The organism is Chitinophaga sp. CF418, assembly GCF_900142925.1.
In the GTDB taxonomy this organism is placed as follows: Bacteria; Bacteroidota; Bacteroidia; order Chitinophagales; family Chitinophagaceae; genus Chitinophaga.
Genome location: NZ_FRCN01000015.1, coordinates 86242 through 99597 on the forward strand (window position 1 = coordinate 86242; position 13356 = coordinate 99597).

Sequence of the window (13356 nt, forward strand, 5' to 3'; positions counted from 1 at the left end):
AATACAAAAAGTTGAACTTTATAATATAAGTATATGTACAGAACGCACACTTGCGGCGAACTACGACTGGAGCATAAAGGCACACAGGTATCATTGTCTGGCTGGGTCCAGGCAGTCAGGAAATTCGGAAGCATCACATTCGTGGATCTGCGTGACCGTTATGGTGTTACGCAGCTGTTGTTTGGAGAGTCTTTGAATCAGCAGCTGGATAATCAGCCGCTGGGTCGTGAGTTCGTTATACAGGTGTCGGGTACTGTAACCGAACGTTCTAATAAGAACCCAAATATCCCTACCGGTGACATTGAGATCACTATCGGGGAGTTTGCAATATTAAACAGCGCCAAAACGCCTCCTTTCACCATCCAGGACGATACTGACGGTGGTGATGAGCTGCGTATGAAATACCGCTACCTCGACCTGCGTCGTAATATCGTAAAGCAGAACCTGGAACTGCGCTACCGCGTGAACAGGGCTGCCCGTAACTACCTGGATAGCAGGGGCTTCATGGATATTGAGACGCCGTTCCTCATTAAATCCACTCCGGAAGGCGCCCGCGACTTTGTGGTGCCTAGCCGTATGAATGCCAATGAGTTCTATGCACTGCCACAGTCTCCGCAGACGTTCAAGCAGTTGCTGATGGTGAGCGGCTACGACAGGTATTACCAGATCGTAAAATGTTTCCGTGATGAGGACCTCCGTGCTGACCGTCAGCCGGAATTTACCCAGATAGACTGTGAGATGAGCTTTGTGGAGCAGGAAGACATCCTGAACAACTTTGAGGATATGCTGAAGTATATCTTCCAGGAGATCAAAGGGATCACTTTCGATGGCAAATTCCCCCGTATGACCTGGGAAGATGCCATGGAGTTCTATGGTAACGATAAGCCGGATATCCGCTTTGAAATGAAGCTGGTGAACCTGTCAGATACTGTTAAGGGAAATAACTTCAAAGTATTTGACGAGGCTGAACTGGTAGTTGCTGTCTGTGCAAAAGGCTGTGCAGATTACACCCGTAAGCAGCTGGATGAGCTGACTGATTGGGTAAAACGCCCGCAGATAGGCATGAGCGGTTTGATTTATGCCAGATATAATACCGATGGAACAATAAAAAGCTCGGTTGATAAGTTCTTTGATGAAGAGAAACTGAAAGGCTGGGCCGAAAAATGCCAGGCGCAGCCAGGCGACCTGATCCTGGTGCTGGCCGGTAAAGAAGAACGTACCCGTAAGGCAATGAGTGAGTTACGCCTGGAAATGGGTGAGCGCCTGGGTCTGAGAGACAAAAATGTATTTAAACCGTTGTGGGTGATCGACTTCCCATTGTTTGAGTATGCAGAAGAGGAAAACCGCTGGGTAGCCCGTCACCATCCTTTTACTTCACCCAAGCCGGAACACATCAGCTGGATGGCTGATCTGTCCAAGTACGCAGACATCAAGGCAAATGCATACGATATAGTGCTGAATGGTACAGAAGTAGGTGGTGGATCCATTCGTATTTTCCAGCGCGACCTGCAGGAAAAAATGTTTGCTGCGCTGGGTATGAGTCCCGAAGAAGCCAATCACAAATTCGGCTTCCTGCTGGGTGCTTTCGAATATGGAGCACCTCCACACGGAGGTATAGCCTTCGGCTTCGACCGCCTCTGCTCGCTGCTGGGTGGTAGTGAAACAATCCGTGATTTTATCGCCTTCCCTAAGAACAATTCCGGCCGCGACGTCATGCTGGACGCGCCTAGCGCCATCGACCAGGCTCAGTTGAATGAGCTAAAGATCGGTCTGGTGAAATAGATTGGCACGGACTTTGTCTTTGTGGGTAGCAAAATAGAACTGAATCCCCCTTGATGCTGTAAAAACGGTGTTAAGGGGGATTGGTGCAAACTAAGGAATGCATCTAATTGACAGGATTTAAATAAAGAATAGATTAGTAAATTTTAATAAGTTATCGTCATATTGTACAATTATTTCAACTATATTGCCAGTACAAAAAACAATTCTGCCATGACATCTAAGAAAATGTTTTGCAGGGGATGGTTTTGTGCTTTGTTGGGTATACTTTTGTTTATCAGTAGTACTGCTTTTTCACAACGTTATGCCACTAACTATGTGAATAAATACAAGCCGGTTGCTATGCGCATTATGAATGAGAAAGGTATCCCTGCAAGTGTGATATTAGGTATTGCTATGCTGGAATCGGGGATGGGGACAAGTAAGAATGCAAGATTGTTGTATAACCATTTTGGAATTGTGGGACGTAATAGTCTCCGCAAGAAAAAAGGAGCCGCCTATCGCTCACGGTATAAAGAGTTTGCCAACGCAGAGGCTTCATTTGACTACTTTGCCAATATGGTAACCCACAAAAAATGGTTCCCTGCAATGAAGGGAAACGTTGAATACAAACTCTGGCTCAAACATATGAATCATGCAGGCTATTCCACTGCAGGACATGAATGGGTGAAAAGAGTAACAAGCATGATCAATCGCTATAAATTATACAAACTGGATGAGCAAATGGCATATACGGGGAGTTAATTTATAGTCTGTAGTTTATACAAACAAATCAGATTCCGTAATCTATGCCCGGCAAAAACAAATCTGCCTATCCTTTTTACATCATCGCGGGGACTCTATTATGTTTAGTGGCGCTGTCACTGGTAAATAACAGCTTCTCCTACAATGATTTTACAACCCGGCCCCTGGATCTTTTAGCCGACGTAAGAAAAGATGCCCCGGTTGCCCCTGAAGATATCGATACTGACAGCACGCTGATAGCAGCTGACTTACCCGGAGATACTACTGCAGTTGCTACTGATTCCACAGGAGCGGCATTGCCTGCAATACCAGACCCTGATCACTTATTTAATTTTGCTACCTATACTGGTATTATCAACTACCTGCCTCCCGCAGGAGCTGACAGCACTGCCAAAGCAGGTCTGCAACACTTCCTCCTCGCGCTGGATGAGCTGAAAGCGAAGAAAAGAAAGAAAGTACGTATCGCTTACTTTGGCGATTCCATGATAGAAGGAGACCTGATCACAGAAGACCTGCGGGACAGCCTGCAGTATCTTTTTGGCGGAGAGGGTGTGGGGTTTGTACCGGTTACTTCAGTAGTGGCCGGATTCCGGACCACGATCACACATACTTTTTCAAAAGACTGGAAAGACTATAGCTACAAACAGTTGCCGCCTTCCAATCTTTTCCTGGGTATTTCAGGACATACTTTTGTGCCCGGAGGGGCCAGCTGGATCAAATATCAGCCAGTTAAAAAGCGCGGCCTGAACAGGTTTGCACAGGTGAGCGTGCTGTATGGTCCTGTCTCTTCCGGTAATATTTCAGTGAATGACAAAGCATATGCACTTTCCGGAAATAGGGCTGTCAATAAGCTGTCCCTTCACCTGGATTCCGCCAAACAGGTCATGATCAAGTGGGCTGGTGGTAGTGCAGCGCCGTTCTATGGCGTATGTTTTGAAGGAGATACCGGTGTGTATGTAGATAACTATTCATTCCGTGGTATCAGCGGAATAGAGCTCGGTAAGCTGTCCGGGCAGCTGTTGCAGCAAATGCAGTCTGAACATCCCTATGACCTGATCGTTTTGCATTATGGCGCAAATGTGTTGTGGAAGCCTGAACTGACCGACTATAAATGGTATGGAAGTCCTATGAAAAAAGTCCTGGACTCCCTGCGTAATGATCTGCCAAATGCTTCATTTCTCGTAATAAGTACAGCCGATAAATCATACAAGAAAAGTGGAAATTATGTCACCGCACCAGGTGTGACCGCATTGCTGAAGGTGCAGCATGAACTGGCCAAGGCACATGGCGCTGCTTACTGGAACCTGTATGCTGCCATGGGTGGAGAGAACTCCATGATCCGTTGGGTAGAAGGCGATCCGGTGCTGGCGAATAAGGACTACACTCATTTTAACAGACAGGGAGCGGCCAGGGTGGGAGCGCTGCTGTATAAAGCGATGATGGATGAATATAAGCAGTTGGAACACGAGTAAGAAAGGGATTATCAGTTTATTCACGGGAGTATTGACCACCATCAGCAGTATTGCTGTGGGGCAAAACAACGGCATATCACAGGATACGTCATTGTACCGTTTCTTTGCAGCCCTGCATAAATCTGATAGTGATGTTATATCCGTTTTACATCTGGGCGATTCTCACATACAAGCGGGCTTTTTTCCATTCACGACAGCCTTCTTCCTGCAACAGGATTTTGGAAGCGCCGGCAGGGGATGGGTATTCCCGTATAATCTCGCTAATACGAATGGTCCTTCCGACTATCGCTGGAATAGTACTGGCAGATGGGACGTGGACAGGATTATAGACAGGAATAAATCTACGGATGTACTGGGGCCAGGCGCAATAGTGCTGACCTCCAGGAATGATGCGCCAACATTGGCATTCAATGGCCGGCAGGACGATGAGCGGATGGATAACAATATCCGCCAGGCCGAATTGTTCTTTGATCCGGGCACTGACGATTCTACCATCAGTGTACCCGGAGCTGGTGTGGATATTTCTACTGCCCCCTTCGAAGGCGCTGCCCCTACCTTAAGAAAGGCATCGCTGACATTTGCGTCGCCCGTTCAGGCTTTCCAGGTAAGGTGGGACAGGCAGAATGCACAACCATTCCGGTTTTATGGCGCCCTGTTGCAAAATGGGCACAATGGAGTGCTGTACAGCGCTGTAGGTATCAATGGCGCCATGTATCAGCATTACAATGAGAATAACGGTACACTGATAGCAGAAATGGAAGTGATACAACCGCAGCTGGTGATCATATCCCTTGGTACTAATGAAGCCTATGGCAGTCTGAATTCGGCAGCATTCCGCGAACAGATTGACGAGGCAGTGAAGGTGGTCCGGAAATATCAGCCTAAAGCGTCTATTGTACTGACAACGCCACCGGAGTGCAAACGTGTGAGCAAACGGCCGTACAGGAGAAAAGTGGGGAAGAAATACAAAACCTATTACCGTGTAGCATATTATCCTAATCCTTACATAGCCGTTGTGACTCAGCAGATCATGAGTTACTGCCGGGAAAATGGGTTGGCCTGTTGGAATTTTAATGGTGTGAACAAAGCAATGGCAAAAAGTTTTGCCGGCGGATGGTCCGGAGATCATATCCATTTCAATGCAAGGGGTTACCAGTTGCAGGGGAAACTGTTGTATGAGGCACTACGTAATAGCTATGATAAATTTTTAAAAGTAGAAAAGACCCATAAAAACCTAGCCGAATGATAGATGTGAATAAGCTGTTGGATATCTTACTTTACCAGAAAGATGATCCTATACTGTTCAACAGCGCTTTTTTCTTTTATTTCTTTGCCTTCTTCCTGCTATGTTATCTGGCGGTAGGCCGGAGCAAAGAGGGAAGGGTATGGGTATTTACTATCTTTTCACTTTACTTTTTCTATAAGGCCTGCGGCATGTATGTGGGACTGGTGATCCTTTCGGCTATCGTCGATTTTAACCTGTCCAGGTACATCTACGATTCGGAGAGTAAGCGGCAGCAAAAAGGATTACTGATCATCAGTATTATTCTCAACCTGGGACTGCTGTTCTTCTTCAAATACACCGACTTCTTCATTGGAATCGTCAACGATCTGCACCTGGGTAAGGTAGAGCCACTGAAGCTACTCCTGCCTATTGGTATTTCGTTCTATACATTCGAAAACCTGAGCTATACTATTGATGTGTACAGGCGGGAAATAAAGCCGGTAGACAATTTTATGGACTACCTGTTCTTTCTGTCTTTCTTCCCCAAGCTGATGATGGGACCGATTGTGAGGGCTGCCGACTTCATTCCGCAGATATCTCAGCCCTATGTGCTTGATTCCGAAGATATTGGTAAAGGTATGTACCTGATCATAGGGGGATTGTTCAAGAAAGTGGTGATCTCAGACTTCATTAACCAGAACTTCGTTCAGTATATTTTTGATGATCCCTCCAAACACACAGGGCTGGAATGCCTGTTGGGTGTGTATGGTTATGCTATGATCATCTATTGCGACTTCTCCGGTTATTCTGATATGGCGTTGGGCATCGCCCGGTGGACCGGTTTTAAGATTCCGCCGAACTTTGACTCTCCTTACCAGAGCTCCAGTATTACAGAATTCTGGCGGCGCTGGCATATTTCACTCTCCTCCTGGTTAAGAGATTACCTGTACATCCCATTGGGTGGTAACCGTAAAGGCAAGGTGCGCCAGTATGTTAACCTGGGGCTAACCATGCTGATAGGCGGCTTCTGGCATGGCGCCAGCTGGAATTTCATTTTCTGGGGAGCTATGCATGGCAGCGCGCTGGCGGTGGATAAAGTAAGGTTGGACTGGCTGAAGAAACGGGGAAGCGTAGTAAGCGGCTGGGCGGCTACATTGCTGAAAATAGGCGGTATACTGCTCACTTTCCACTTTGTATGCTTCTGCTGGGTGTTCTTTAAGGCGGCTACTTTTCAGGATTCCTGGGCACTGCTGCACCAGGTCGTGTATGACTTCCAGCCGGGAGTATGGCTCGAGCTGTATAACGGTTACACAGCAGTATTCTGGGTTATGTTGCTGGGCTTCATCCTGCATTTTCTGCCCAAACGTACCGAGCAGTTCACGGAGCAGGCTTTATCCCGCGTTCCTGTAGTGGGTAGCGTTGTGATCATGGTGGTATTTATCTGGTTATTGGTCCAGGTGAAGTCTTCTCAACCGATGATGCCTATTTATCTGCAGTTTTAACGCGTTATATTTTTGTTATCATTTTCTTTTTCCGTTGTTTTGCGCAAATTTTCCTGAATGCGACTTAAACATATGGCAATCATTTGCTTGCCTTTGTTATCTTCCGGTATTGCCAAAGCACAGTTTCTGATGGACATGATAGATACCACTACCAGCGTAGGGAAAGGTATGTTTTCATTGTATCAGAAGTATGACGCAGTGCGTTTCAGCGGGTATATTCAGCCCCAGTTCCAGTATGCCAGCTCAAAAGGAATAGAAAGCTATGCCGGCGGAAACTTTCCTAAAGAAGTAGATAACAGGTTTACCCTGCGTCGTGGCCGTTTCCGTCTTGATTATGCCCGCTACGACGAGGCGCATATGCCTGTGGTACAGTTTGCCTTCCAATTTGATGGTACAGAAAGAGGGGTATTTATCCGTGATTTCTTTGGCCGTATTTTCGAGAATAAGTGGGATGTCTTTTCATTGGCTGCCGGTATGTTTGCCCGTCCTTTCAGTTATGAAGTGAACCTTTCTTCAGGAGATCGTGAAACACCCGAAAGAGGACGTATGTCACAGATCCTGATGAAGACGGAACGTGATATAGGCGCTATGGTTTCTTTTGAACCCCGTCGTCCCAACCACCCTTTAAGATTTCTGAGGATTGACGCCGGTCTGTTTAACGGACAGGGTTTGACAGCTACCAGTGACTTTGACAGCCATAAAGACTTCATTACCCGTGTGGCGGTAAAACCTGTTAAACTGAACAGCGCAAACTGGCGCTTGTCGGGGGCAGTATCCATGTTGTACGGTGGAATGGAACAATTCACCCGGTATATTTACAAAATGGGGCAGGCTGCAGGAAAGTCGGCATATTATGTGGATTCTTCAGCCACTAACCAGGGCAAGATTGCTCCCCGTCACTATTATGGCGCAGATGTTCAGCTCAGGGTACCTAATGGGAAAAATAAGGGTGCTACAGAGATCAGGCTGGAATATATGCGTGGTACACAAACTGCAACGGCATCTACTTCTGAAACACCCGGCACGATACCTGTGAATGGAAGTGTGAATGCCCCTCTTTATATCAGAAAGTTTGATGGAGCTTATCTGTACCTGTTACAAAACCTTGGCAGCCCAATGGACCTTTTCGTAGTGAAATACGACTGGTACGATCCCAATAGGAAAGTAAAAGGAAAGGAAATTGGTGCTGCAAATAGCGGAATGAGCCCGGCAGACATCCGGTATAATACCCTGGGCGCCGGTTTGGTGCATTATTTCAATGCGAATATGAAGGTGATGTTGTACTATGATTTTGTTAAAAATGAATCCACTTCCCTGGAGGGTTATACCGCGGACCTACCGGACAATGTGTTCACCTGCAGGCTCCAATACCGTTTTTAAGGTTTATTCGCCGGACTCCAGGGTGAAGCCGAAGGTGGAACCTATCTCCGGTTTACTGCGGATGTTGATGGTTTGACCGTGGGCTTCCACGATGTGTTTTACAATCGCGAGGCCCAGACCGGTACCGCCTATATCTCTGCTACGGGCCCTGTCTGTACGGTAGAAACGTTCAAATACGCGGGGCAGATGTTCTTCTGCAATACCGATGCCATCATCTGATATTTCGATCAGTACGCGTTTATCGTCCATTATGTAGATACTGGCCACTGTATGTCCGTCAGGACGGCCATATTTGATGGAGTTGTCCACGAGATTGATCAGGACCTGCCTTACCTTTTCCTTATCGGCCAGCACATGGATCGGCGCTTCACAGCCTTTCTTCACATTAAACTTAATACCCTTGGTATTGGCTTTAAGTGACAAGGTGTCAAAGACATCTCTGATAAGGTCCTGGATAACAAAATTCTCACCGTTAATGGTCATTTCCCCGCTTTCCAGCTTGGATATCTCATCCAGGTCATCAATCAGGCGGCAAAGCCTGTCAATGTTCTTGGTAGCATTTTTCAGGAAGATCTTATTGACGTTCGGGTCTTCCAATGCACCGTCGAGAAGGGTATGAATATATCCCTGTACGGCGAAGATGGGCGTTTTCAGTTCATGGCTGAGATTGAGGAGGAACTCCTTACGGAATTCTTCATTACGGCGCAGCATGTCCAGCTCTTCCTTCTTCTGGCTGGCCCATTTTTCCACATCTTCACTTACCTCTTCAATGGTCTTCAGCGGCAGGATGTTCTTGTTAAAGAACTCTTCCCGTTTGGAGGCCTTGGTCTGGTAAATGAATTTGTAAATGAGCTTTATTTTCCTGTAAATGAAGTTCTGCAGGGTATACAGATACAGGTAATATGACACCAGGAAGGTGAGTACAAACGCAATCAGCACTATTTTCCAATGAGCATTAATCAACAGGGTGCCCAGTGTGATAATAACTGAAAGTATGAGGGCAGTAAATCCTGCCAGTTTTTGTGGAGAAAGATTCTTGGCTTTAAACATACTCCATAATGAGTAATCGTTATAATAGCGGGAAATTAAACCAAATTTTTCACTTGACATAACACACAAAGCTGGATACGCAATGCCCGTTTGCGTATCTCTGAGTAGAAGAAATAGCGGTTAAATGGTAAGCCTGTGAGCTGGTGCGGTTTACATTTCGAACTTATAGCCCACGCCCTTCACTGTAGTAATGAGGTCAATACCTATTTTCTGGCGTATTTTACGGATGTGCACGTCGATGGTACGGTCGCCGACAATTACTTCTGTACCCCATACCTGATTGAGTATCTCATTGCGGAGAAATACACGGCCGGGTTTTGACGCCAGCAGTTGCAGCAGTTCGAACTCTTTTTTCGCCAGGATGATTTCCTGGCCTTTGTATGTTACTGTGAATTTTTCGCGGTCAATGATCAGATCGCCCAGCTGTACCTGCATATCTTCAGGTTTGTGCAGGCGGCGGAAAAGCGCGTTAATGCGGCTTACCAGCAATTTTGGTTTGATAGGCTTGGCAATATAGTCGTCAGCACCCATGTTCAAACCGTCGATCTCTGATTTTTCGTCATTCAGTGCAGTGAGGAACAGCACCATGGTATCTTTAAATTCGGGGATCTTCCTGATCTCGCGACAGGTATCAATACCGTTTTTATTCGGCATCATGATATCCAGCATGATAAGGTCGGGGCGGAATACTTTCGCTTTCTGAACAGCCTCGCTGCCATCTTTAGCCGTGATCGTATCATATCCGGCTGATTTAAGATTATAGCTGATGATTTCCAGAATATCGATCTCGTCATCCACCACCAATATTTTACCTGCAACCGCTTGGTCTATCATATATATTGACTTTTTAAAGACGGCACAAAATTATAACGTCGTCTCCGCTATTAATGAAAAGTTAACATTATCTAATTGTTAATTCGGATGTAATGCACAACAGCAAAGGAATACCGGTTATGCAAAAGTACGTTATTTTTCCTTGGGACAGTTTATGTTATGATAGTATCATTACACCTTATCATTATCCGTATGTCGATGATTATTATGGTTTCCGGACATTCTTTTTAATGTTTGATTCACTTCATTCAGCATTTCCAGCTGTGTTTGCTGTATCTCCATCATATCCTGCTGCTGGTGCATGATGAGATGATCTATTTTCTCGTGCAGGATCCTTAGTTCCAGCTCAGATTTGAGGTTGATCATGTAGTCATTTTTAGATCTCTGCCTGTCCTTTTCTTCCTGCCGGTTTTGGCTCATCATAATGACAGGCGCCTGCAACGCTGCCAGACAGGATAAAATGAGGTTCAGCAGAATAAATGGATAGGGGTCAAATCCCTTATTGGTCAGCCAGTATATGTTAATGGCTATCCAGACCAGGATGAACAGCAGGAACAGGCTGATAAAAGTCCAGCTGCCTCCAAAAATGGCTATTCTGTCTGCTAACCGCTGACCGAGGGTAAAATTGAGAGGATTATCCGTCTCTTCCAGTTTATCGGTGAGGGTCTCGTGCTCTTTCAGTTTTTGCAGGACCATCTTTTCCATTTCGGTCAATTCTCCTATTTCCCTGGCAAACAGGTGTTCCAGGTATTTTTGCCGGTATTCATTGAGTTCGGAAACGGCCAGGTGGGATGTGGAGGTGATATGTGGATACTCTTTCTGAACCAGCTCCAGGATATTTTTACTGACGCTTCGGCAGTGTACTTTTTCTGAAGTTGGGAACGATTTTCCCGATATATCGCTAATAAACGTTTGCATATGAAACTCACTGTTTTGGAGGCGTAAAAGTACGCTTAATAGGCCGGAAATGCGGAGCTGTGGTATTTTGGTAGTAAATTTGCTATACTGGCTTTAGTATGTAAGAGTAAAGCATATTTATATTAATGAAAAGAATTATAACTATTATCTTATTGCTGGTCTCCCTACAGGACCTGCTCTATGCTCAAACGCAAAAAGTTGAAATACCTATTGGAAGAATCGGTTTCCACGATAATATTGACAGAGAACAGGCAGCAGCCCTGAAATTTGACGGCAAGGCAGACGATCTTGTACGCGTATCAGACGACCAGACCATCAATCTGCAGGTCACTGATGCACTGATCAAACAGATAGACGACATGCAGACCCAGATTGAGCTGGATTCCGCACTGGACCACCGTTTAAAGATCAAATATCTTTCAGGTCTGTATGTAATGATCCATGACTATAATATCAAGCGTAGCTACCGCAGAATAGCGCCGGAAGAAGCGCCTTCCATGGTACAGGCTTATCGCGATATGATGAAGGCTGATATCAGGGGTGCCAGCATCCTGCCTTATGTACAGAATCTGTCATTCGATGCCGGAGAAAGGATGATAGAGCCTTTCCGCGATAATCCCGGCTATAAGGATGCCCGTGGAGTATTATTTGCGAAATATGCTTTCAATAATCTGAGTACTGTAATGTCGCAGATAGGCAATTACCTGGAATATCCCGCTACGGATTCAATAATAGCAGCGGTGGCCAGGAAATATCCCAACCAGGTACTGACTTATGCTACTTCTTATACACCGGTGGCTACTGCCATTAAAAAGAACCAGGACCCGATCGTTCAGCTGATCGTTCAGATAGGTAATTCAGGACAATCTACCCTGATACTGCCTTTCATTGATGAGCTCATGGCTGGCACTACCACAGTTGAGAAACTGTCTGCTATTGTTGACAATGAAGACATGTACTTCAAACAACTGGTGAAAAGTGCTATCAAATTACAGAACCGCAAGAATAACGGAGAAAATATCATCGGTCTGAAAGCGATGCTGGAAAACCTGCAGGCCCGTTCCCTGCATTATATCCGCGAGATAAATGACCTGCACGAGGAGCCGGCAAACGTACGTTTCCGCATAGTAAAAGACTTTACACCGGAAGAGCTTTATTACCTGATCATAAATGGCCAGGAGGAACTGTATACTTCCAGTTATACCAACCACAATAATGCAGGTATCTACGACCAGATGATGGCGCGTATGAAACCACCTCGTGGAGACAGTCTGCTGATGCTGGTGGAGTTTGACAGGTTCAAGAAGTTCATTGCGATGGCAGCCGGTTTCAATACATTGGACAACTTCCTGAAATCCATGGCTCCTGAGAATGCAAACTATCTGATGAAGAAATACGTGAGCAGCCTGGAAAAAACGGAAGACCTGGAAGATGCGGTGGACGTAGCCAACTCTTTCGGCAGTATCCGCGATCCGAAACTACTAGCCTTCCTGCGTGAGGAAGTACAGAAGAATTACGTTTTCGTATCCCGTAAGAAAGAGAGAAGAGGTACCGTTATCTACCAATTGCTGGGAAGCCTGTTTGATACGGAAACGGAGAAAGGCAGCGATTCTTCAAAAGCCAGCGAGATGGCCGCGAAACTGCAGCTGCCTCCGATTAACTTCGTGACTTATAATGCATTGCTGAGCGATAGCGGTATGGTATATCAGCAGGTGTTCTTCTATGGCGATAAAGATGGTCACGACTCTTATGTAAGTTTCATGAGCAACTTCCCTGCAGGAGAGTGGAAGACCAGTAGAAACAAGTATTGGACTACTATCCAGTCTACCAAGGGCAAACCGGTGACTATTTATGCCAACCTGCCGCTGGAAGAGCCGGAAGATAAAACTGCTATCCAGAAGCTGAGCGAATACCTGGACGAGAACGATATCCATCCGACCGTATTCATTCACCGTGGTCATAGTTATCATGTGAATACAACCCTGGACAACCTGCAGAGTTCAGCCAAGATTGTGGTACTGGGCTCTTGTGGTGGCTACCATAACCTGGCTATCGTATTGCAGAAATCGCCGGAGGCGCATATCATTTCTTCCAAACAGGTAGGAACCCGTTTTGTCAATGAACCGATCATCCGTACCCTGGACGAAACCATCCGCAGTGGTAAAAATGTAGACTGGGTACAGATGTGGGCTGCCCTGGGTAAACGGTTTGCCGCCGATGCACGCAATAAGGAGCTGTTCAGCGACTATGTGCCACCGCACAAGAACCTGGGCGCTATATTTATCAAGGCCTACAAGCAGATCATGAAAGAGGATAAATAAACGAATTGTGAAATAAAGAAAAAGCCCTCCGGCAATATTGCCGGAGGGCTTTTTCTTTATACTTTTGTAAGGTGGAAAATACAGCGGTCAAGAAGGTTTTTGATATTAGCTTATTAAGGAGGATATTCACT

The 13356-nt window shown here is 45.9% G+C and carries 10 protein-coding genes; 7 read left to right on the forward strand and 3 right to left on the reverse strand.

Translation table 11 applies throughout. The annotated features are described in order from the left end of the window. Positions 1-33 precede the first annotated feature (33 nt). The 6 genes from aspS to F3I09_RS28115 all read left to right on the forward strand — a co-directional run bounded on the left by aspS (position 34) and on the right by F3I09_RS28115 (position 8102). Entirely contained in the window at positions 34-1782 is a 1749-nt protein-coding gene (gene aspS, locus F3I09_RS28090) for an aspartate--tRNA ligase (protein WP_149698385.1), read from the forward strand. Between the two features lie 210 nt (positions 1783-1992). After that, positions 1993-2523 carry a glucosaminidase domain-containing protein gene (locus tag F3I09_RS28095; RefSeq protein WP_149698386.1) on the forward strand — a complete coding sequence of 177 codons (531 nt, stop codon included), beginning with the start codon at positions 1993-1995 and terminating at the stop codon, positions 2521-2523. Positions 2524-2567: 44 nt separating this feature from the next. After that, complete coding sequence (locus F3I09_RS28100; RefSeq protein WP_149698387.1) at positions 2568-3995, forward strand: hypothetical protein; 1428 nt, start codon at positions 2568-2570, stop codon at positions 3993-3995. After that, entirely contained in the window at positions 3967-5241 is a 1275-nt protein-coding gene (locus tag F3I09_RS28105) for a GDSL-type esterase/lipase family protein (protein ID WP_149698388.1), read from the forward strand. Before F3I09_RS28100 ends, F3I09_RS28105 begins: the two co-directional genes overlap by 29 nt. After that, a complete protein-coding gene (locus tag F3I09_RS28110) occupies positions 5238-6722 on the forward strand; it encodes an MBOAT family protein (RefSeq protein WP_149698389.1) in 1485 nt (494 codons plus the stop codon). The genes F3I09_RS28105 and F3I09_RS28110 overlap by 4 nt, the downstream gene beginning before the upstream one ends. A gap of 72 nt (positions 6723-6794) precedes the next feature. Beyond that, on the forward strand, positions 6795-8102 hold the full coding sequence (locus tag F3I09_RS28115; protein WP_188133984.1) for a porin: 1308 nt from the start codon (positions 6795-6797) through the stop codon (positions 8100-8102). A gap of 3 nt (positions 8103-8105) precedes the next feature. Here F3I09_RS28115 and F3I09_RS28120 read toward each other — a convergent pair whose 3' ends face one another. From F3I09_RS28120 to F3I09_RS28130, 3 genes are all read right to left on the reverse strand, one after another. Then, positions 8106-9152 carry a cell wall metabolism sensor histidine kinase WalK gene (locus tag F3I09_RS28120; protein ID WP_188133985.1) on the reverse strand — a complete coding sequence of 349 codons (1047 nt, stop codon included), beginning with the start codon at positions 9150-9152 and terminating at the stop codon, positions 8106-8108. A gap of 150 nt (positions 9153-9302) precedes the next feature. After that, positions 9303-9986, reverse strand: a complete 684-nt coding sequence (locus F3I09_RS28125) for a response regulator transcription factor (RefSeq protein WP_106600547.1) — start codon at positions 9984-9986, stop codon at positions 9303-9305. 171 nt (positions 9987-10157) lie between these two features. Then, a complete protein-coding gene (locus tag F3I09_RS28130; protein ID WP_149698391.1) occupies positions 10158-10904 on the reverse strand; it encodes a DUF1003 domain-containing protein in 747 nt (248 codons plus the stop codon). A gap of 125 nt (positions 10905-11029) precedes the next feature. On the opposite strand from F3I09_RS28130, the gene F3I09_RS28135 reads away from it, so the two are divergent. After that, positions 11030-13225 carry a hypothetical protein gene (locus F3I09_RS28135; RefSeq protein WP_149698392.1) on the forward strand — a complete coding sequence of 732 codons (2196 nt, stop codon included), beginning with the start codon at positions 11030-11032 and terminating at the stop codon, positions 13223-13225. Positions 13226-13356: the final 131 nt, after the last annotated feature.